The sequence below is a fragment of the Ruegeria sp. I3 genome (assembly GCF_056532525.1).
Genome location: NZ_JBQFNI010000002.1, coordinates 505,784 through 524,208 on the forward strand (window position 1 = coordinate 505,784; position 18,425 = coordinate 524,208).

Below are 18,425 nucleotides of genomic sequence, written 5' to 3' on the forward strand. Positions count from 1 at the left end.
GATCGCTGCCTCGGGGATGCGCCCAAACCGGCAACGGATGTTTGGAGGTCTGCATGAAGTCATTACTGGCCGCACTCGCCGCAGCACTGATAACAGGTGCAGGGCAGGTTGTGGCAGAAGACTGGACAGGCGCGTACGCTGGTTTCAGCTTTGGTTATGCAGATGTTGATGGGTCCGGAGGGGCAGGCGGAAGCGGGGGCAGTTTTGGCCCGCTGATCGGATACGACTATGATTTTGGAAATTTCGTGCTTGGAGGTGAGTTGGAATATAACCGCCTGAATCTTGATCTGGGACAATCCGAAGGAAGCCTTGATAGTATGTCGCGATTGAAGTTGCGCGGCGGCTACGATTTTGGATCAGCCCTTGGCTATGTTGTCTTGGGAACCGCGCGGGCCAGTACGTCGGGTGACAGTGATACGGCTGCCGTTTACGGGATCGGTGTTGCCTATCCGCTTGGCGATCGGTTTGTAATCAGTGGCGAAGCGCTGCGGCAGAACTTCGATGATATACCGGAGTCTGGTCGAAGCCTCGACGCAAATGTGTTCAACTTGCGCACCACATTCCGCTTCTGAAACTCGGTGGTCGATTGTCATCCATCTGCCAATTGAGCGGCAAATTCGCATAGGGTCTGTAGCGATGTGACGAATTTCTCGTCATCGATTGTCATGGCCACGCGGATGTGACCTGCGGCGGCAGAACCAAAGCTCTCACCGGGCATCACAGCGATGGCATGCGTGTCCAGCAGCGCATTTGCGAACACATCGCCGCTAAGACCCGTAGCCCGGATATCCAGCATCAGATACATCGCGCCTTGCGCCGGTATTAAGGTGACGACCTGCTGCGCAGCCAGCACTTCAATCGCCAGAGCGCGGCGGCGGCGAAACGGCGCGGCGATCTTGTCTTCGAGAGGTTGTCCCACGCTCAGCGCATAGTTGGCCGCATCCTGTATAAAGCCGGGCACACCATAGGTTGTGTGTGTTGCCAAGTTGATCAGGTGGTCGATCACGCCTTCCGGAGCAACGATCCACCCACAACGCGAGCCAGTCATGGCATGAGATTTCGACATTGAACCCACGACCAGAGTGCGCTCAGCCATGCCGGGTAGGGCGCGCGGTGACAGGTGTTCACCCTCCCAAACCTGCGTATCGTAGACTTCATCGGAAATCAGCCATAGATCGCGGCGCTGACAAACCTCGGCGATGGCAGAAAGTGTTTCGGCGGAATAGACCACACCAGTTGGATTGTTTGGGGAGTTTATCAGCAGCGACACCGCCCCGCCTGCCGCGCCATCGATATCGGAAGCGCGAGGTTGGAACAAATCTTCGGCGCGTGTTTCTAGGCGTTTGGCTACCGCTCCAACGCCACGGATCGTGCCGGGGTAGGTGGCATAATACGGATCCAGGTAGAGCGCGATATCGCCCGGATCGCAAAGCGCGGTGTGCGCCGCAAACAAAGCGGCCTGACCGCCGGGGGTTATGATGACATTGTTGCGAGTGGTCGCTACACCTGTTCGCATTTGGACACGGGCGGCCACAGTATCACGCAGCAGATCAGTGCCCGGAACCATCGCGTATCCTGTGTGCCCGCTGCGGGCCGAACTTTCCATGGCCGACAATATTGACTGATCGGTCCGAATGTCATGCTCGCCAATCGTCAACTCGGTAACGGCATGGCCTTCGGCAATCATCCGACGCGCGCGGATGAAAACCTCCCAGCCGTCTGATCCACCCTCGGTCAGATGCGTAATGCGATGCGATAGTTTCAAGGGATTCTCCCGACCGGCTATGACGCCGAATGGGGCAAAGCACAGCAATTTTGTCAATCAGCTTCGCAGCGGCAAACTCGCCTGTATCTTCTTGGTCAGCGATGCACGGACGATATCGTATGAGGTGATCAGGCGATGTTGCATCTCGTCGGCGTCGGTTTCCCACGGCAGGCGAACCCAGCTGCGGTGAAAATACGGGGCCTTGGTGCCAATCCCTGCGTCGATCAACATCTGCGCGGTCTCAATGTCGGGAGTCTTGACCGATACACCATCCCCGACCGAACCGACGCAGGCGAACATCTTGCCGCCAACTTTCCATGCGTCGTGGCCGCCACCCCAAGGGTCCGAAAGTTCGGCACCGGGCAGGTCAACGCAAATAGTGTTAACGAATTCACGGCTCATGGTGGGCAGAGTGCCGCTGCGGATTGTAAAACTCAAGACTTGGCTCAGAGCGGTAGCCGTGTTATCGAAACTGCATGAACCGGAAGACTTGCATCATTATCTGCTGCATTACCTGCTGATTTCTCAAGCGGGCCGGTTTCTTTCGTTTTCATCCCTGAGACAAGTTGCTAAGCCCGCGCCAACGCGTGACGTATATGCTGTTTCAGGAGCACGACCCGATGACGACGATCAGACTGCACAACACAAGGACTCGGACGAAAGAGGATTTCGCGCCGATCGATCCCGATAATGTGCGGATGTATGTCTGTGGTCCGACGGTCTATGATCGGGCGCATCTGGGGAACGCACGGCCTGTGGTTGTGTTCGACGTGCTCTATCGTTTGTTGCGGCATGTATACGGTGCTGATCACGTGACCTATGTGCGCAATTTCACCGACGTGGATGACAAGATCAACGCCACCGCATTGTCGCGCAAGAAGGCTGGGGCTGACGGGTCTTTGGAACAGTTGGTGCAGGAACGTTCGGACGAAACCATCGGCTGGTATCTGCACGACATGGGCGCGCTGGGGGCGTTGGAACCCAACGCGATGCCGCGCGCCACAGAGTATATCGCGCAGATGATTGCGATGATCGAAGACCTGATGGCCAAGGGGCATGCCTATGCCGCCGAGGGTCATGTGTTGTTCGCGGTGGACAGCTGGAAGGAACACTACGGTGCGCTGTCGGGGCGGTCGGTTGATGACATGATCGCCGGGGCGCGGGTCGAGGTCGCGCCTTACAAGAGAAACCCGATGGATTTTGTGCTGTGGAAACCCTCGACTGACGAGCTGCCCGGCTGGGACAGTCCGTGGGGCCGTGGGCGTCCGGGTTGGCATATTGAGTGCTCGGCCATGAGCTATGAATTGCTGGGCGAGAGCTTTGATATTCACGGTGGCGGCAACGATCTGATGTTCCCGCACCACGAGAACGAGATTGCTCAGAGCAAATGTGCCCACCCGCATGGCGAATTCGCGCGTGTCTGGATGCATAATGAGATGCTACAGGTCGAGGGCAAGAAAATGTCCAAATCGCTGGGCAATTTCTTCACTGTTCATGATCTGCTTGAGCAGGGTGTGCCGGGTGAAGTGATCCGGTTTGTGTTCTTGCAGACCCATTATCGCAAGCCGATGGACTGGACCGAGAAGAAGGCGCGCGAAGCCGAGGCAACGTTGCGCAAGTGGCGGGCGCTGACAGCGGGCATCGAGCCCGCTGCCACCGCGGCACCTGCGGTCATTGATGCGCTTGCTGATGACATGAACACGGCAGGTGCCATCGCTGAACTTCATCGTTTGGCTGCTGACGGCAACGCTGCTTTATTGCTGGCGAGTTCACAGGTGGTCGGGCTGTTGACGGATGAAATGGCAGCTTGGGCGCAAACCGCCGTGGCTGATCTGTCATCCCACGCAGAAAAACTGGCCGATGCCCGCGCTCTTGCGATGCAGAACAAGGATTTCTCTGAGGTCGATCGCCTGAAGGCGGCCTATGTCGCCGCAGGGCTGGAGGTTCGGATGAGCAAGGATGGTGTGGAATTGGTGCCCGGCGCCGGATTCGACGCCGCCAAGCTGGAGGGGGTCGAATGACCAAAGAACGCCTTTACCTCTATGACACCACCCTGCGCGACGGGCAACAAACGCAAGGCGTACAGTTCTCGACCGCAGAGAAGGTACAGATCGCGCAGGCTCTGGATTCGCTGGGGATTGATTACATCGAAGGGGGTTGGCCCGGAGCGAACCCGACCGACAGTGCGTTTTTTGATGCCGCGCCCAAGACTTTGGCCTGTATGACGGCGTTTGGAATGACCAAACGCTCGGGCAGGTCGGCTGAGAATGATGACGTTCTGGCGGCTGTAATGAACGCGGGAACACCAGGCGTTTGTCTGGTTGGGAAATCGCACGATTACCACGTGACCCACGCACTTGGTATCACGCTGGAGGAAAACACCGAGAACGTTCGCGCCTCGGTCGCGCATATCGTGGCGCAGGGGCAGGAGGCTCTGTTTGATGCCGAGCATTTTTTTGATGGCTACAAGGACAACCCGGAATACGCGGTTGAAGTCTGCCGCGCTGCGCTCGATGCAGGGGCACGGTGGGTGGTTCTGTGCGATACCAATGGAGGTGCGCTACCGGCAGAGGTCGGGCGGATCGCATCCGAGGTGATTGCGGCCGGTCTGCCGGGGGATCGGCTGGGCATTCATACGCATAACGACACCGAGAACGCAGTGGCGTGCTCGCTGGCTGCAGTCGATGCTGGGGCGCGGCAGATTCAAGGTACGTTGAATGGGTTGGGAGAGCGCTGTGGCAATGCCAACCTGACCGCTTTGATCCCAACGCTGATGCTGAAAGAACCCTATGCCTCGTGCTATGAGATCGGAGTGATGCCCGAGGCGCTGGCCGGGCTGACGCGCATCAGCCGGATGTTGGATGATATCCTGAACCGAGTGCCCAGCAAGCAGAGCGCCTATGTGGGCGCGTCGGCTTTTGCGCATAAGGCCGGGCTGCATGCCAGCGCGATCCTCAAGGACCCGACAACCTATGAGCATATCGATCCGGCAAGTGTTGGAAATGCGCGCATCATTCCGATGTCGAACCAGGCTGGGCAATCGAACCTGCGCAAACGTCTGACCGATGCGGGATTGGCCGTAGAAGCGGGCGATCCGGCGTTGGGACGTATCCTTGAGCGGATAAAACTGCGCGAGGCCGAGGGGTATTCCTACGACACCGCGCAGGCTAGTTTTGAGCTGCTGGCGCGGGATGAGCTGGGGCAATTGCCCGAATTCTTTGAGGTCAAGCGCTATAAGGTGACCGTTGAGCGCCGGAAGAACAAATACAACAAGATGGTCAGCCTGTCCGAAGCGGTTGTTGTTGTGAAAGTGGATGGCGAGAAGAAGCTGTCGGTAAGTGAGTCGCTGGATGAAAGCGGCAGTGATCGTGGTCCGGTAAACGCGCTGGCGAAGGCTCTGGCCAAGGATTTGGGGCAGTATTCGCAGATACTGTCGGATATGCGGCTGGTCGACTTCAAGGTGCGTATCACGCAAGGCGGGACTGAGGCGGTCACGCGCGTGATCATTGACAGCGAAGACGGGCAAGGGCGGCGCTGGTCTACGGTTGGGGTGAGTGCGAACATAATTGATGCCTCGTTCGAAGCGCTACTGGATGCGATTCAGTGGAAACTGGTGAGCGATTGCGCACCGCGGTCAGCGGCCGCCGAATAAGGTGGAGTTCGACGACGACATCAAGGCTTGTGCTGCGCTGGTTCATCGGGCCGATCCCGATCGCTTTATGGCTGCCATGGCCGCACCAGTTGAGGCACGGGCAGTTTTGTTCCCGATTTATGCGCTGAACGTCGAGGTGGCCCGTGCCCCGTGGTTGACGCAAGAGAGCATGATCGCCGAGATGCGGCTGCAATGGTGGCGCGATGCCTTGCAAGAGATTGCCGAAGGTCCATCTGTTCGTCGGCACGAGGTTGTCACACCTGTGTCGCGCGTGATTTCTCCGCATCTGGCAGCGCTGCTGGATGAATATGTGGCCGTAAGGCGTTGGGATATCTATCGTGATCCGTTCGAGGATGAGGCGCATTTTGACGCCTATATTGCCCATAGCGCTGGAACATTAATGGTGGTGTCGGCGCAGGCTTTGGGTTCGGCGGATGAAACTGTTCTGCGTGATTTCGGATATGCAGCGGGGATCGCGAATTGGCTGCGCGCAATTCCCGAGCTTGAGGCACGTGGGCGCATTCCTTTGCTGGACGGAACCCATGACGGGGTTCGGGCGCTGGCGCAGAAGGCTTTGGACCGATTGGCGCAGGCGCGGTCCGCCCGCAACGAGGTCTCGGCACAAGCACGGCCTGCGCTCTATGCGGGGTGGCAGACGGAATGGGTGTTGCGGACTGCATTGGCCAGACCGGACCGGGTGGCCGCAGGTGCGTTGGCTCAGGGTGAAATCCGACGTCGGTTTACCCTGATGAAAACGGCAGCGACCGGTCGTTGGTAGGGTCAGGCCGTCTGGGGATCTGAAGGTCTCAGAACCAGCCACAGCAGCGCGCCACCTGCAAGGGTCAGCAGCGGGATCATGGCGAGGTTTACGGCCGTCCAACCCTCGACCGCTGAACCGCCCGAGCAGTTCATCAATCCGCCAGAGGCAAGCGAGGCAAAAGTCACGCCGCCAAACACCAGCAAGTCATTCAGGCCCTGCATTCGCCCGCGTTCGTGCACTTCATGCGAGTCTGCCAACATGCTGGTGGCGCCAATGAAGCCAAAGTTCCATCCGATGCCCAGCAGGATCAGGGCGACGAAAAAGTTACCTAGATCAACACCTTGCAGGGCGACAATGCCTGCACCGCCAAGGATTGCCAAACCGAGAGCTACGATCTTTTCGACCCCAAACCGCGCGATCAGGTGGCCGGTGAAGAAGCTGGGAATGTACATCGCCAGTACGTGGCTGGTGACGATATCCGCGGCATCACCTTCGGTATATCCGCACCCGACGACGGCCAAAGGTGTAGACGTCATTACAAGGTTCATCAGCGCGTAGGAAACCATTGCGCAGATGATCGCTACTGCGATGCGTGGAGTTTTCAGCAACTCCATCCGTGTGCGACCTTTGGGTTCATCTTCGGTGGGTTTCGGCGGAGTAGGGATGTCGAGAAAGAAGAACAGGGCTGAGCCGATTACGTTGATCGCGATCACCGCCAGATAAGTGCCCAAAAACGGGACCACATACGCTTGCGAAGTCAGCTTGACGATCTGAGGGCCGATGATCGCCGCCGCAAGCCCTCCGGCCATGACGTATGAGATCGCCTTGGGCCGGAAAGCATCCGATGCAGTGTCAGCCGCTGCAAAGCGATAAAAGCCATGTGCGCTCATGTATATGCCGGTCAGGAAGCTGCCGATCAGGAAGATCGGGAACGAGCCGAGATAAAGGCCGTAAGCCCCGATAACGCCCCCTGCGGCACCTGCGGTTGATCCCACAAAAAACCCGGCACGGCGTCCCCAGCGTTGCATGATGGCCGAAATCGGCGTGGCCGCCAGCATTGAACCCAGAACGATCAGTGAAATCGGCAGCGTCGCAAGGCAAGCGTTGCTGGCCAGCGATTGGCCTGCCAGCCCGCCGACGATGAACATCATGGGCATCTGTGCACCCAGGATTGCCTGTGCTGCCACCAAAACGGCAACGTTGCGTTTGGCCTGACTATCGTCAGGGGTGGCAGCGATCATTGTCATGGGCGAATGGTTATCTACGATTGAGACTTGGCACAAGCGGGTTGCATATGCGGCACATCCGCCTAACGTGCGGACAAGGATCACTTATCGGAGAGCGCATGTCCGTCGGACGCATCATCGAAACACCGGACTGCGTTACCGAAGGGGCCGAGTGGTTGGCTGAGGCCTGCCCCCGGATGGCTTATGCGATGGAGCAAACCGGACCCCTGCCACTCAGGCGCAAGCCTGACGGGTTCGCCCAATTGCTCAGCGCGATTGTCAGTCAGCAGGTCAGCGTGGCCTCGGCAAACGCAATCTGGAAGAGGCTGCAGGACGCAAAACTGACCGGTCCGCGCAAGATTATGTGGGCCACTGATGATGATCTGCGCGCTGTGGGTCTCAGCCGTCAGAAAATTCGCTATGCCCGCGCCTTGGCTGAGGCGCGGATCGATTACAAAGCGTTGCGTGATGCGCCAGATGACGAAGTGGTCGCAATTCTGACCGAGGTACCGGGAATCGGTGTCTGGACTGCCGAGATTTATGCGATGTTTTCGCTGGGTCGCGCCGATGTGATTGCACCGGGCGATCTGGCCTTACAGGAAGCTGCACGCATCCTCTATGAATTGCCAGAACGACCAAAAGACAAAGAGTTACGCCAGATGGCTGAAGCATGGTCGCCGTGGCGATCGGTTGCGGCGCGGGTGCTGTGGGCCTATTACCGGGTCGCAAAAGACAGAGAAGGGATCAGATGACACGGGTTTTGAACGCGCTCAGGAAAGAGCCGGTTTCAGGCGACACACGCTCGGTCGTGGTGTTTGTGCATGGTTATGGTGCAAACGGGGCCGATCTTTTGGGGCTGGCTGATCCGTTGGGCGAGCATCTCCCGGATACGTTGTTTGTAGCTCCGGACGCGCCTGAACAGATCATCGGTATGCCCAACGGTTTCCAGTGGTTCCCGATCCCGTGGATTGATGGCTCATCCGAGGAGGAAGCCCGACGGGGTATGGAAATGGCAGTTGAGGATTTCAACGCGTTCCTTGATGCGCTGATGGTGGATGAGGATGTCCTGCCAGAGCAGGTAGTGCTGTTCGGTTTCAGCCAGGGCACGATGATGAGCTTACATGTAGCCCCGCGCCGCGAGGACCCAGTGGCGGGGATCGTAGCGTTCTCGGGACGTTTGCTGGAACCTGATTTGCTGCCGGACGAAACCGTCAGTCGCATGCCAATCCTGCTGGTGCATGGCGATGCTGATGACGTTGTACCGCCGCAATCGTTGCCAGAAGCAGCTGAGGCACTTCAGGCGGCCGGGTTCAAAGAGGTTTATGCCCATATAATGAAGGGCACCGGCCACGGGATTGCTCCGGATGGCTTGAGTGTTGCGCTGGCCTTCATGCGGGATAAGCTGAGCCTCTGACTTGCGGGGCGATCTAAGGAGAGCATGATGCTGATCGTGACAGGAGTGGTCGAAGTTTCAGATGCAGCGGTCGAGATAGCCATTGCTGCCGCGCAGGAAATGGTTGCGGAAACTCTGAAAGAACCCGGATGCCTAATCTATGAATTCAGTCAAATCCTGGGTCAGGCGACCCGCTTTCGGGTCTATGAGGAATGGCAGGATCAGGCTGCGCTTGAGGCCCATTTCGCGACCCCTCATATGGCTGCTTTTCAGGCGGCACTTGGTGAGGTCGGCGTTGTCTCTAGCGAAATCTACCGTGTGATCGGGGGCGAGAAGCAGCCGCTTCGCTGATCGATCACTCCCACAGCCTTCCTTCCGAGAATTCGACCGAATTGCCTGCAGGGTCTCGTACATAGAGCGACCGGGCTCCGTTGGGCCAGTCGAACTCGGCATCGACAGGGATGTTCCAGTCCAACAGATGCTTGCGCATCACGGTGATTTCATCGCGGCTCAGGACAAGGCAAACATGGCTGGGACCGCGCGCCCCATGCGGTGGGACTGGCAGATCGGGGTTTCCTGGCGGTTTCTCGGTTTCGCTGGCATTGAACAGCAACAGGACGGACCCGCCGATCCGATAGAACACATGGCGATCGGTGACACGCTGGATTTTATCTAGTCCCAATATCTGACCATAGAAATCCTCGGCCGCATCCAGGTCGTCGACATACAGCGCGGCTTCCAGGATGGCAGACGGGGCAGGGATATCCGGTGTGACCTTCATGCCCTAAGCCTATCACATCACGCAGTTTTTGTCACCGGCGCGGGCGGCGGTCCCGCTTGCGCGATGGTGCTGAGTCAACAGCTGGCATCGGCAGGCTTTCCCACTGACCGGGGTCAAGGCCGTCCAAAGACCAATCTCCAACACGGGCTCGGATCAGGCGCAGAGTTGGGTGCCCGACTGCGGCTGTCATCCGGCGAACCTGACGGTTGCGGCCCTCTTTAATCGTCAGTTCAACCCAACTGTCGGGCACCGTTTGGCGAACCCGGATCGGCGGGGTGCGTGGCCACAGCCATTCGGGTTCGTCAATCAGCCGCGCCTTGGCGAGGCGCGTCAAACCATCCTTAAGTTCAACACCTTCCCGCAACGCCTTTAGTGCCGCTGTATCGGGAATGCCTTCGACCTGAACCCAGTATGTCTTAGGCATCTTGTGCTTGGGGTCTGATATCTGCGCCTGCAATCGCCCATTATCAGTCAGCAGCATCAAACCCTCGCTATCCCGGTCCAAGCGTCCCGCAGGATAGACACCGGGCAGGTCGATGAATTCCGAGAGCGTACTGCGGAGTGAGTCAGAATTGGCGCGGTCGGTGAACTGCGGCAACACATCGTATGGTTTGTTGAAACGGATGAACCAGGACATGCCCCGCCATAGCTTGCAGACCACATCTGCGCAACCTGTGGATAAGTGTCACTTATCTGTTACGTATTCGGCCTAACCAATACCCGAGATGTTGTGTGAACTCGGCACTTGTCAGAGATTTAACACGATATATAGTTAACTTAAGGTCGGGGCGGGTGTTCCCCGCTCTGATGTCACAAACGGGCAGTACAGAGCGAGGAGCGATTCTGTTATGGACGGAGACTTCAGGACCGAATTTGTCAGGGAAACCGGTGCGCTCAAGCATCATCCGGCATTGGTTTTGAACGCCGATTACAGACCTCTTTCCTACTACCCGTTGTCTTTATGGCCGTGGCAGGAGGCGATCAAAGCTGCCTGGCTGGACAGGGTGGATATTGTTGCGGAATATGACGAGGTTGTCCGCAGTCCCAGTACCGAGATCCGAATACCCTCGGTCGTTGTCCTGAAAGATTATGTAAAACCCAGAAAGCGCGTGGCCTTCACGCGCTTTAATTTATTTTTGCGGGACGAATTCAAATGCCAGTACTGCGGCAGCCGTGAAAACCTGACCTTTGATCATGTTGTACCGCGCGCTGCGGGCGGGGTCACAAGTTGGCAGAATGTCGTTGCAGCGTGCAGCCCGTGCAATCTGCGCAAGGGCTCAAAATCCCTGCGACAGGCCAGAATGTCACTGAATAAACCGCCGCGTCAGCCGGATGCTGAAGCTTTGCGCAATATCGGCCGGAAGTTCCCCCCGAACCATCTGCACGAAAGCTGGATCGACTTCCTCTACTGGGATGCCGAGCTGGATCAGCTATAAACCCTAGCGCGCGCGCCAGGCTGCGATCCAGATCAGGACCAGACCCGTCGAAATCAATCCATTCCAGCCCGCCATGGAAATCCCGAACATCTCCCACGGGATGTCATCGCAACGGACGAGCGGTGCGGACATGATTTGATTCATTAACTCTTCTGCACTCAGACCGCCGATATCACCAGATGTGCAGGTCGATGGGCCCTCCCACCAGCCTTGCTCGACCCCAGCATGGTAAAACCCTATTCCCGCCGTTGTGGCCGCCGCCAGAGCGCCTAGTAGGGGCAGGGGGCGGACGCCCGGGAAGGCAAAGGCTAGAGCACCAAGAATCACTGCGACACCATGAGGATACCGCTGCCAGATGCACATTTTGCACGGCGCGAGCCCACCAATGTATTGAAAGCCCCAAGCCCCAAGTAGCAACGCGGCCGAGCCGGATGCGGCAACCAGAACCAGAAGTCTTTTGCGCGTCATAAGTATTTCACCACAAGAAAGCCGCCAAACAGTAGGATTATGAATAGGGTAAACATCAAACCCAACCGTTTTTCGATGAAGTCACGGATTGGTTCCCCAAATTTCCACAGCAGCCCTGCCACAAGAAAGAAGCGCAAGGCGCGCGCCAGGATCGAGGTGGCTATGAACGTCCCAATCGGCATCCCGGTCCAGCCCGACATGATGGTGATGACCTTATATGGGAAAGGCGTCACACCAGCCGCCAGCACGGCCCAGAAGCCGAAATCATTGAAGCGGGTATTGAACTCTTCCATTGCGTGGGCTTTGCCCATGGCTTCCAGAACAGGCTGCCCAAGGCTTTCGTAAAAGAATGCCCCAATTGCATAACCCAATATCCCACCCAGCACCGAGGCAACCAAGGCGACCGTCGCGATCAGCCAGGCCCGCGACGGACGTGCAAGGATCATGGGAATCATCAAAACATCGGGTGGGATCGGAAAAAACGAACTTTCGACAAAAGCCACAACAGCCAGCGCCCAGAGCGCATGAGGATGTTCGGCCAGACGAATGGTCCAGTCATAAAGGGATCGCAACATGAAGAATAAGTATCCTGGTAACCGCTGCGGCAAGCCAAACCATGCACCCGACTGACCGTCAACCTCCTTCGATGAAACATTCAGGGCAGTGGTTGTTTTTTGCCTCTGGACCTTCTCTCGGTAGGGCGCTAATCCAGTGTTCGTGGCCCAAGTGGCGGAATGGTAGACGCAGGGGATTCAAAATCCCCCGCCTTCACGGGCGTGAGAGTTCGAGTCTCTCCTTGGGCACCACAGCAATTCTGAATATATTGCTGAAGTTCAACTTCAATACCCCGTCATCTCAAGATATCCGCGTCCTGTGTGGCTACCTGTGATGGTGATTGGGCCTTCCCAGTATTCGAACCGGGTTCCCATCCAAGCCTTCGGGCTTATGGCATCGACTTCAACATCGATCCCGCGATCCGGCAAGGATACCTGCCATTTGATCGGAACGTCACGATGCGCCACGCGGGCGGTTTCAAGGGGCATTAGCAGAACTGAGCCATCGGGCAGGGGGGTCGTTTGCCCATCGGCCCCAATCCACGTAGCGGCCGTGAAATCCCCTCGATCCCCGCGCAGGCGGAAGGCCATCAGCTTGTCACCGTCGTCAAAGCTGAGCGAGAACCAGTCCCAGCCGCTTTGATCTTCGGCCAAGGGTTGCGAGGACCATTCGCGATCCAGCCAACCCTGGCCGGCGACTTCGACATCTTCGTTGGGCAGGTGGAGCGTGCCCTCGACCGAGTAGAAGGGTTGTGAATAGTAATAGCTGGCCTGACCATCGGCGGATTTCACCGAATACCCCTCGGCCCCGTGAAACACCAATGGGCCTTGGGCCTTCAGAGTCAGATCATATCCAAAGTTTGATCCGTTTGCTGTCAGGCTCAGGGTTTCCAAATCATCGCCGCGCATGTGCCATTCATCGATCCATGCCTCAAACGGTTGGGCCGTAACGCCAGCCTGTCCAACACCGCCGCGAGAGAGTCGTTCGGCGAAATAGTGTGTTTCTGGCGTTGTGAGCGCGGCATGGCCCATCCAGATCTGTGGGTTTTGCCAGCCGTCAGCCTCGGACGGTTTCAGGGCCGATCGGAACAGGGTCCATTGTATGCCATAGTCGCGACCCTCTGCGTCTTTGAGGTTTGCCGTCAGATACCACCATTCAATCCGATAATCCGGATGGGCGCCGTGATCTTGCGGAAACTGAAAGCTGTAGCCCGGTTCAGGACGCGTAAAGCCATCCGCATTACTGCCCAACCCGGCATAACCCTGCGCCCAACTGTCAATTGGAAGGAGGATGAACAGAATGAAGGCTTTAACGTTCATTGGCAAAAACCCTCAACAGCGCAGCAGGTGGCAGGCGGAGCAATCGTAGTGCGGGTAGGGCCGCTGCGAGCACGGCGGCAACCAGAGTCAGCAGGAACAGGCTCAGCCAGTCAGTTGGGAAAAAATACATGGGCAAGCGCCATCCGAAGGCCTGCACGTTGATCACGGCCAGCAGCACCCATGCCAGGACAAGGCCCAATGGTAGGGCGAGACAAGCGGTCATCGCCGCAAGCAGGACACTACGCAACAGCTCTAGCCGGGCCAGTTGCGCGCGCTTCAAGCCCAGAGCCCAGACCGGTGCGACCTGAGGCAGGCGCTGGGTCCACAATGTCAGCAAGCTGGTGAGGATCGCGAATCCCGCAACGCCCAGTGTCAGCACATTCAGCGCTGAGGTGACGACGAAAGTTTTCTCAAAAATAGCCATCGATTGTGCCTTCATGGCGGCCTGCTGCACAACGGCCGACCTCGGGAGGTCAAATTGGTCACGCAACGCCTGCGCCAGATCCGAGGCCCGATCCGGTGCGATGCGAATGCCAAAGCGGCGTGTATCCGTATCCGGGGCAATCTGATCCAGCATCGGCATAGCGACGATGGCCTGACCTGTCGGGTTGCCGTAGTCGGAATAGACACCTGCAATCGGCAAACTGTGCTCGGGCGTGATCGCCACGGTATCTCCGGGCCACAGATCCGCGCGTCGGGCGAGTTGTTCGTTGATCAGCACGGCGCCGCGATTCAGGACGTGGTCCCAGACGTCCGGTCCCTTGGCGATCAGGGGCCAATTGCGGCGATAGCTTTCGTGATCAACGATCCCGTACAGAAACAACGGGCCGGTCTCGTGCGGTAACTCGGTGCTGCGAATGGGTAGGATGGCTGATGCCCGTGGCGCCAGCCAGTCGGTGATGGCTGCGCCTTGTGCGTCGTCCGCTGCGGTCACGTAAAGCTCGGAGGTCAGGCGTTGATCGAGCCAGCCAGTAAAGGTGAGGCGGAAGCTTGAAACCATTGTACCCACGCCGATATTCGCGGCGAGCGCCAGCAGCAAGGCCATCAGCGCAAGTGACAGACCGGGCAATTGTGCCCGCATGTCTGCGAGCACCCATTGACCGACAGGCGTGCGGGCCCGGCGCAGGCACAAGGCCAATATCCCTGACAGCGCGAGCGGCAGCAACAAGGCCGCTCCGGTCAGCAACCCGGCAAGCAGCGCAAATCCTGCGATCAGTCCGCCGATCGTAAAATATGCGATGAGGCCTATTGCAAGCAGGGCAAGGCCAAATGCGCCTGTGATCCGGGCCGAGGCTTTGCCGCCACCCCAGGCCTGCAAGCCCGGTCCGGCAAGAATGGGCATGCGCGAAAGCCGCCAAAGGGCGTGCCCACTGGCTGCCAACGTGCCGCCTGTTGCCATCGCAAGACCTGCGGCGATCCATTGGGGGCGCAATGACATCTGCCCGTCGATTGTTGCCCCATAAAGGCCGCGCAACGTGGCGGCGACGTCTGGCAACAAGGCTCCGGCCAGAAAATACCCCAGGATTAACCCGAACAGGCCACCGATCAGCGCCAAGAGAAGCAATTCACCCAGAACGATCCAGATCAGGCCTCGCATGGGAAGGCCCAACGCCCTTAATGTACGGATAGTGCCACGCCTCTGCGCGAAGGCGAGGCCGACCGTTCCGTGAACGATGAACAGGCCGACGGCGAAAGACAGCAAGCCGAAGGCTGAGAGGTTCAGGTGAAAGCTGTCGGTAAGTTGCGCGGTATCCAATTGGGCCGAGGGGCTAATGCGTTGAAGTTCAGGCGCAAGTTCTGACAGAGATGGGACCCCACGGGGCTGATTGGGCAAGATCACCAGACGGGAAATCTGACCGGGACGGTTCAGAAGACGCTCGGCCACTCCAATATCGGTGAGCACCAGATCAGGTGGCAGCGCGGTGCTGGAAAGCACCGGTGGGAATTTGTCGTTAGATTGAAACAGCGGGGCCAGGGCGGGTGACATCAGCAGCCGCCCCGGAGCTGTCAGCATATCAGCTGGGTCGGGGGCATCCGCGCCTTGCTCGATCTGGGTGATCGCGGGCAGTACAGGGTAGGCCACCAAATCCACCCCCATCAGACGTACGGAACGGCCCTTGATGCGCAGCGTGCCTTCTAAGACGGCCGCCACTTGCCAACCTGCGCGCCTGAGCTCGGCGTAGCGGGAAAGAGGGATCGTGGAACCGGAGGCGCGCAATTCGTCGAATTGTCCGATGGCAAGCTGGGTGCTGGCGCGTTCATAGCTCGCGCGCGCTTCGGCATTGATGGCTTGCACGGCCGACCACAGACAAGTTGCCAGCGCGATACCCGTCAGAAGCGTCATCAATTGCAATGGGTGCATCCGCCAATGGGACACCAGCGCCAGGACCGCAGCGCGTGTCATGCGATATGCCCGCCCGTCAGGTGGGCACGTCGGTCGAGACGGCTGGCGATGTCATTCGAGTGAGTGACCAGCAGGAGCGCAGCGCCGGTATCGGCAACCAATGAAAGCATCAGGTCTAGCACCACCGCACTTGCTGTTTCGTCCAGATTGCCAGTCGGCTCATCCGCTAGCAGCAATCGTGGTCGGATCGCCATGGCGCGTCCGATGGCAACTCGCTGCTGCTGTCCGCCCGAAAGGTTCTCGGGGTAGCGGTCTTGCAATTCGCTCAGGCCAAGGCGCTTGGTCAGGTGGACAACCCAATCCGGGTCGTTCCGACCCGCAAGTCGCGCATGGATCGAGAGGTTCTGGGCAACGGTCAGCGACGGGATCAGGTTGAACTGCTGAAAGACCAGAGACAGGGTGCCGCGACGCAATTCGGCGCGTTCCGCATCATTCAGGGCCGACATGGCGCGCCCGTCCAGAGTAATCTCTCCGCCATCAAACCCATCCAGCGCCGCCACCAGATGCAATAATGTGCTTTTACCACTGCCACTTTCTCCGGTCAGCGCCAAGGTCTGCCCCTGTTCCAACGTCAATGAAACATCGGTCAGGACAGGTCGCCCACCGGGATAGGATTTTCGAACGTGATCAATTGATAGCAACATGCAAACTCTCATCTGGTCTCGTCACAATGTGCAACGCGGCGCGCCAGTGTCCAGAGCCGAGATCGGTTCTATTCGCCGCAGCCTTACGCATCGCATGGGGTTGTCGGCAACGCGCGAAACCCCCATGCTTGCACAGTTTTCAGCGATCAGAACAAAGGCCGTTTACATGACATTGTCGCAACAAATCATTTGGGGCAGCTTCTATCTGGGTATTTGTTTTCTGATCGAAATCATGCTGCTGACATGGTGCGTTCTGGTCATCCGAAAACTGGTTGCGAAATGGGAGACGCGCAGCACTATCCTTGCAACCGCAGGCCCGATCAGCGTGGCGCTGGTGTTTATCGTGCTGACCCATACGGTTCAGGTCTGGATCTGGGCGATTGTCTGGGTGTGGGGTGATGTGCTGCCGGATTGGAATTCGGCCCTCTATTTCTCATTGGTGACGTTCACAACGCTGGGTTACGGCGACATCGTCTTGGGCGAAGGGCTGCGCATCTTCGGAGCGTTTGCATCGGTCACGGGCCTACTGGCCTTTGGGCTGTCGACCGCGTTCCTGGTGGCCCTCATGACGCGGGTGTTTGAAGAACGGTTCCTGAACTAGAGGATCGGTGCAAACAACCGAGCAAGCGGCGCACCAAAACGGATGTGGAACGGTTGCTGCGGCAAATCGCGGGTCAGTTCGTAACTTGCTTCAAAATCAGTTTCCAGCATCGCAGCCACTGCGTTTGCTGCGCGACGATCAAAGAACAGGGCCATCGCCTCAAAGTTCAGACGGAAAGATCGGTTGTCCAGATTGGTGGTGCCAACGGCGGCCAAGGTATCGTCTACAACAAACGCTTTTTGATGCATGAAGCCGTCGGTATAGCGAAACACCCGGGCGCCACAGTCTCGGATTTCGTCGAAATAGGCAAAAGCGGCCAGCCAGGGCAGACGATGGTCGATGACATCCGGCACGAGTATTCGTACATCCACACCACGCAACGCCGCGTGCTGTAGCGCGGTCATGATGTCGATGTCGGGCACAAAATAGGGCGAGGCGATCCAAAGCCGTTCTTTCGCCTCAGAAATGGCCGCAAAGAACATCATTGCGCCGGTTTCTGTTTCGTCGCCCGGGCCCGTTGCCACCAGCAGCGCATTCATGTCCTGATCAGATTCATTTCCAGCCCAATCGAGTTGGTCGATCAGATCTTCGTTGCGCGCCCAGTGCCAATCCTCGGTAAAAATCAATTGCAGTTGCCGTACAACGTGGCCGGTCATCTTGATATGCGTGTCCCGCCAGCGACCGAACCGAGGGCTTTTCCCCAAGTATTCAACGCCGATGTTGTGACCACCGATAAAGCCGACATCGCCATCCACGATCACAGTTTTTCGGTGGTTGCGATAGTTCAGTTGAAACCGGAAATTGGGCCCGCGTTGTTCGCGGGGATCTGCAACATCCACACCGGCCTGGCGCAGCGTCTCAAAATAGCTGGACGGCAGGCCATAGCTACCCACCGCGTCGGTCATGAACCGAACATGTACGCCACGCTTGACCGCGGCGATTAGCCGGTCCCGCACCCTTCGCCCAAGATCATCATCCCGGACGATGTAGAACTGGATCAGAACGTAATTCTCGGCCTTATCTATGGCGTCGAGAATGGCATCAAACGTAGCTTCGCCGTCGATCAGCAGCTCGGCTCCATTCCCACGTGAGACGGGCAAATGGGCCAGCGCTTCAAACGCGCGAGGATTGACTCGCATCGTCTGAGGGTCGGGTTTCGAGAAATCGGCAAAGGTCTTGATCCCTTCGACGACGCGCTCACTTTCTTGCCGAGCGATCCGGTATCCTCTGAACCGATGGTGACCGAGGAATAGATACAGCGGCACGCCAAACATCGGGGCCGACAGCAGGAACACAACCCAGCCAACCGCTCCTTGTGGTGTGCGTGCAGTCTGCGCAGCGCGAACTGCAAAGACGACCGCTACGCAATAGAGTGAAAACAGAAAAAACGAGACGAGTAATGTCCACATCGGGGCGCAGCG

At 58.1% G+C, this 18,425-nt stretch carries 20 protein-coding genes and 1 tRNA gene; 10 read left to right on the forward strand and 11 right to left on the reverse strand.

Features of this window, described 5'->3' with window-relative positions; all coding sequences use genetic code 11:
* The first annotated feature begins 53 nt into the window (after window positions 1–53).
* Window positions 54–572 carry an outer membrane protein gene (locus ACR0L9_RS06845; protein ID WP_170405935.1) on the forward strand — a complete coding sequence of 173 codons (519 nt, stop codon included), beginning with the start codon at window positions 54–56 and terminating at the stop codon, window positions 570–572.
* Between the two features lie 17 nt (window positions 573–589).
* Here the strand turns inward: ACR0L9_RS06845 and ACR0L9_RS06850 are convergent, their stop codons facing one another.
* Together ACR0L9_RS06850 and ACR0L9_RS06855 are read right to left on the reverse strand one after the other, a co-directional pair.
* Window positions 590–1,765, reverse strand: a complete 1,176-nt coding sequence (locus tag ACR0L9_RS06850; RefSeq protein WP_170662638.1) for a pyridoxal phosphate-dependent aminotransferase — start codon at window positions 1,763–1,765, stop codon at window positions 590–592.
* A 57-nt stretch (window positions 1,766–1,822) separates the two neighbouring features.
* A complete protein-coding gene (locus ACR0L9_RS06855) occupies window positions 1,823–2,167 on the reverse strand; it encodes an MmcQ/YjbR family DNA-binding protein (protein ID WP_170625863.1) in 345 nt (114 codons plus the stop codon).
* Window positions 2,168–2,385: 218 nt separating this feature from the next.
* On the opposite strand from ACR0L9_RS06855, the gene cysS reads away from it, so the two are divergent.
* The 3 genes from cysS to ACR0L9_RS06870 are packed head-to-tail and all read left to right on the forward strand — an operon-like array spanning window position 2,386 to window position 6,195.
* Window positions 2,386–3,786: a cysteine--tRNA ligase gene (gene cysS, locus ACR0L9_RS06860; RefSeq protein WP_480895308.1), complete on the forward strand. Its 1,401-nt coding sequence runs from the start codon at window positions 2,386–2,388 to the stop codon at window positions 3,784–3,786.
* On the forward strand, window positions 3,783–5,417 hold the full coding sequence (cimA, locus tag ACR0L9_RS06865) for a citramalate synthase (protein ID WP_480895309.1): 1,635 nt from the start codon (window positions 3,783–3,785) through the stop codon (window positions 5,415–5,417). The genes cysS and cimA overlap by 4 nt, the downstream gene beginning before the upstream one ends.
* A gap of 1 nt (window position 5,418) precedes the next feature.
* Window positions 5,419–6,195 (forward strand): squalene/phytoene synthase family protein, encoded by a 777-nt coding sequence (locus ACR0L9_RS06870; protein ID WP_480585117.1) that lies wholly within the window; start codon window positions 5,419–5,421, stop codon window positions 6,193–6,195.
* 2 nt (window positions 6,196–6,197) lie between these two features.
* Here the strand turns inward: ACR0L9_RS06870 and ACR0L9_RS06875 are convergent, their stop codons facing one another.
* Entirely contained in the window at window positions 6,198–7,424 is a 1,227-nt protein-coding gene (locus tag ACR0L9_RS06875; protein WP_480895310.1) for an MFS transporter, read from the reverse strand.
* Between the two features lie 98 nt (window positions 7,425–7,522).
* Between ACR0L9_RS06875 and ACR0L9_RS06880 the strand changes: the two genes are divergently transcribed.
* From ACR0L9_RS06880 to ACR0L9_RS06890, 3 genes are read left to right on the forward strand one after another with little or no spacing between them, the layout of a single operon-like run.
* Window positions 7,523–8,155: a DNA-3-methyladenine glycosylase family protein gene (locus ACR0L9_RS06880; protein ID WP_170392996.1), complete on the forward strand. Its 633-nt coding sequence runs from the start codon at window positions 7,523–7,525 to the stop codon at window positions 8,153–8,155.
* Complete coding sequence (locus ACR0L9_RS06885; RefSeq protein WP_170392997.1) at window positions 8,152–8,817, forward strand: alpha/beta fold hydrolase; 666 nt, start codon at window positions 8,152–8,154, stop codon at window positions 8,815–8,817. Before ACR0L9_RS06880 ends, ACR0L9_RS06885 begins: the two co-directional genes overlap by 4 nt.
* Before the next feature lie 27 nt (window positions 8,818–8,844).
* Window positions 8,845–9,147: a putative quinol monooxygenase gene (locus ACR0L9_RS06890; RefSeq protein WP_170625868.1), complete on the forward strand. Its 303-nt coding sequence runs from the start codon at window positions 8,845–8,847 to the stop codon at window positions 9,145–9,147.
* A 4-nt stretch (window positions 9,148–9,151) separates the two neighbouring features.
* Here ACR0L9_RS06890 and ACR0L9_RS06895 read toward each other — a convergent pair whose 3' ends face one another.
* A complete protein-coding gene (locus ACR0L9_RS06895; RefSeq protein WP_480895311.1) occupies window positions 9,152–9,577 on the reverse strand; it encodes a VOC family protein in 426 nt (141 codons plus the stop codon).
* A gap of 31 nt (window positions 9,578–9,608) precedes the next feature.
* A complete protein-coding gene (locus tag ACR0L9_RS06900) occupies window positions 9,609–10,214 on the reverse strand; it encodes an rRNA large subunit pseudouridine synthase E (RefSeq protein WP_480895312.1) in 606 nt (201 codons plus the stop codon).
* A 211-nt stretch (window positions 10,215–10,425) separates the two neighbouring features.
* On the opposite strand from ACR0L9_RS06900, the gene ACR0L9_RS06905 reads away from it, so the two are divergent.
* Window positions 10,426–11,013, forward strand: a complete 588-nt coding sequence (locus ACR0L9_RS06905; RefSeq protein WP_170405905.1) for an HNH endonuclease — start codon at window positions 10,426–10,428, stop codon at window positions 11,011–11,013.
* 3 nt (window positions 11,014–11,016) lie between these two features.
* On the opposite strand, the gene ACR0L9_RS06910 is transcribed toward ACR0L9_RS06905, so the two are convergent.
* Together ACR0L9_RS06910 and ACR0L9_RS06915 are read right to left on the reverse strand one after the other, a co-directional pair.
* The gene (locus ACR0L9_RS06910; protein ID WP_480895313.1) at window positions 11,017–11,481 is read right to left on the reverse strand and encodes a disulfide bond formation protein B; all 465 of its coding nucleotides are present in this window, start codon (window positions 11,479–11,481) and stop codon (window positions 11,017–11,019) included.
* Entirely contained in the window at window positions 11,478–12,056 is a 579-nt protein-coding gene (locus ACR0L9_RS06915) for a YqaA family protein (protein ID WP_170393003.1), read from the reverse strand. Before ACR0L9_RS06915 ends, ACR0L9_RS06910 begins: the two co-directional genes overlap by 4 nt.
* A gap of 145 nt (window positions 12,057–12,201) precedes the next feature.
* Between ACR0L9_RS06915 and ACR0L9_RS06920 the strand changes: the two genes are divergently transcribed.
* Window positions 12,202–12,287 (forward strand) — tRNA-Leu (locus ACR0L9_RS06920).
* Window positions 12,288–12,320: 33 nt separating this feature from the next.
* Here ACR0L9_RS06920 and ACR0L9_RS06925 read toward each other — a convergent pair.
* From ACR0L9_RS06925 to ACR0L9_RS06935, 3 genes are read right to left on the reverse strand one after another with little or no spacing between them, the layout of a single operon-like run.
* A complete protein-coding gene (locus ACR0L9_RS06925; RefSeq protein ID WP_480895314.1) occupies window positions 12,321–13,355 on the reverse strand; it encodes a lipocalin-like domain-containing protein in 1,035 nt (344 codons plus the stop codon).
* Entirely contained in the window at window positions 13,345–15,759 is a 2,415-nt protein-coding gene (locus ACR0L9_RS06930; protein WP_480895315.1) for an FtsX-like permease family protein, read from the reverse strand. Before ACR0L9_RS06930 ends, ACR0L9_RS06925 begins: the two co-directional genes overlap by 11 nt.
* A complete protein-coding gene (locus tag ACR0L9_RS06935) occupies window positions 15,756–16,403 on the reverse strand; it encodes an ABC transporter ATP-binding protein (RefSeq protein ID WP_170509767.1) in 648 nt (215 codons plus the stop codon). Before ACR0L9_RS06935 ends, ACR0L9_RS06930 begins: the two co-directional genes overlap by 4 nt.
* On the opposite strand from ACR0L9_RS06935, the gene ACR0L9_RS06940 reads away from it, so the two are divergent.
* On the forward strand, window positions 16,402–17,004 hold the full coding sequence (locus ACR0L9_RS06940) for a potassium channel family protein (protein WP_370644421.1): 603 nt from the start codon (window positions 16,402–16,404) through the stop codon (window positions 17,002–17,004). The two genes, ACR0L9_RS06935 and ACR0L9_RS06940, sit on opposite strands and share 2 nt — an antisense overlap.
* On the opposite strand, the gene cls is transcribed toward ACR0L9_RS06940, so the two are convergent.
* Window positions 17,001–18,413, reverse strand: a complete 1,413-nt coding sequence (gene cls / locus ACR0L9_RS06945) for a cardiolipin synthase (RefSeq protein WP_480895316.1) — start codon at window positions 18,411–18,413, stop codon at window positions 17,001–17,003. The genes ACR0L9_RS06940 and cls overlap by 4 nt on opposite strands.
* Window positions 18,414–18,425: the final 12 nt, after the last annotated feature.

Excerpts from the sequence above, each read along its gene's own strand:
- ACR0L9_RS06905 (WP_170405905.1), top strand. The coding sequence starts at position 10,426 with ATGGACGGAGACTTCAGGACCGAATTTGTCAGGGAAACCGGTGCGCTC.
- ACR0L9_RS06910 (WP_480895313.1), bottom strand. The coding sequence starts at position 11,481 with ATGACGCGCAAAAGACTTCTGGTTCTGGTTGCCGCATCCGGCTCGGCC.
- ACR0L9_RS06885 (WP_170392997.1), top strand. The coding sequence starts at position 8,152 with ATGACACGGGTTTTGAACGCGCTCAGGAAAGAGCCGGTTTCAGGCGAC.
- ACR0L9_RS06855 (WP_170625863.1), bottom strand. The coding sequence starts at position 2,167 with ATGAGCCGTGAATTCGTTAACACTATTTGCGTTGACCTGCCCGGTGCC.
- ACR0L9_RS06925 (WP_480895314.1), bottom strand. The coding sequence starts at position 13,355 with ATGAACGTTAAAGCCTTCATTCTGTTCATCCTCCTTCCAATTGACAGT.
- ACR0L9_RS06845 (WP_170405935.1), top strand. The coding sequence starts at position 54 with ATGAAGTCATTACTGGCCGCACTCGCCGCAGCACTGATAACAGGTGCA.
- ACR0L9_RS06915 (WP_170393003.1), bottom strand. The coding sequence starts at position 12,056 with ATGTTGCGATCCCTTTATGACTGGACCATTCGTCTGGCCGAACATCCT.
- ACR0L9_RS06895 (WP_480895311.1), bottom strand. The coding sequence starts at position 9,577 with ATGAAGGTCACACCGGATATCCCTGCCCCGTCTGCCATCCTGGAAGCC.
- cimA (WP_480895309.1), top strand. The coding sequence starts at position 3,783 with ATGACCAAAGAACGCCTTTACCTCTATGACACCACCCTGCGCGACGGG.
- ACR0L9_RS06880 (WP_170392996.1), top strand. The coding sequence starts at position 7,523 with ATGTCCGTCGGACGCATCATCGAAACACCGGACTGCGTTACCGAAGGG.
- cysS (WP_480895308.1), top strand. The coding sequence starts at position 2,386 with ATGACGACGATCAGACTGCACAACACAAGGACTCGGACGAAAGAGGAT.
- cls (WP_480895316.1), bottom strand. The coding sequence starts at position 18,413 with ATGTGGACATTACTCGTCTCGTTTTTTCTGTTTTCACTCTATTGCGTA.
- ACR0L9_RS06940 (WP_370644421.1), top strand. The coding sequence starts at position 16,402 with ATGCAAACTCTCATCTGGTCTCGTCACAATGTGCAACGCGGCGCGCCA.
- ACR0L9_RS06930 (WP_480895315.1), bottom strand. The coding sequence starts at position 15,759 with ATGACACGCGCTGCGGTCCTGGCGCTGGTGTCCCATTGGCGGATGCAC.
- ACR0L9_RS06875 (WP_480895310.1), bottom strand. The coding sequence starts at position 7,424 with ATGACAATGATCGCTGCCACCCCTGACGATAGTCAGGCCAAACGCAAC.
- ACR0L9_RS06900 (WP_480895312.1), bottom strand. The coding sequence starts at position 10,214 with ATGTCCTGGTTCATCCGTTTCAACAAACCATACGATGTGTTGCCGCAG.
- ACR0L9_RS06935 (WP_170509767.1), bottom strand. The coding sequence starts at position 16,403 with ATGTTGCTATCAATTGATCACGTTCGAAAATCCTATCCCGGTGGGCGA.
- ACR0L9_RS06890 (WP_170625868.1), top strand. The coding sequence starts at position 8,845 with ATGCTGATCGTGACAGGAGTGGTCGAAGTTTCAGATGCAGCGGTCGAG.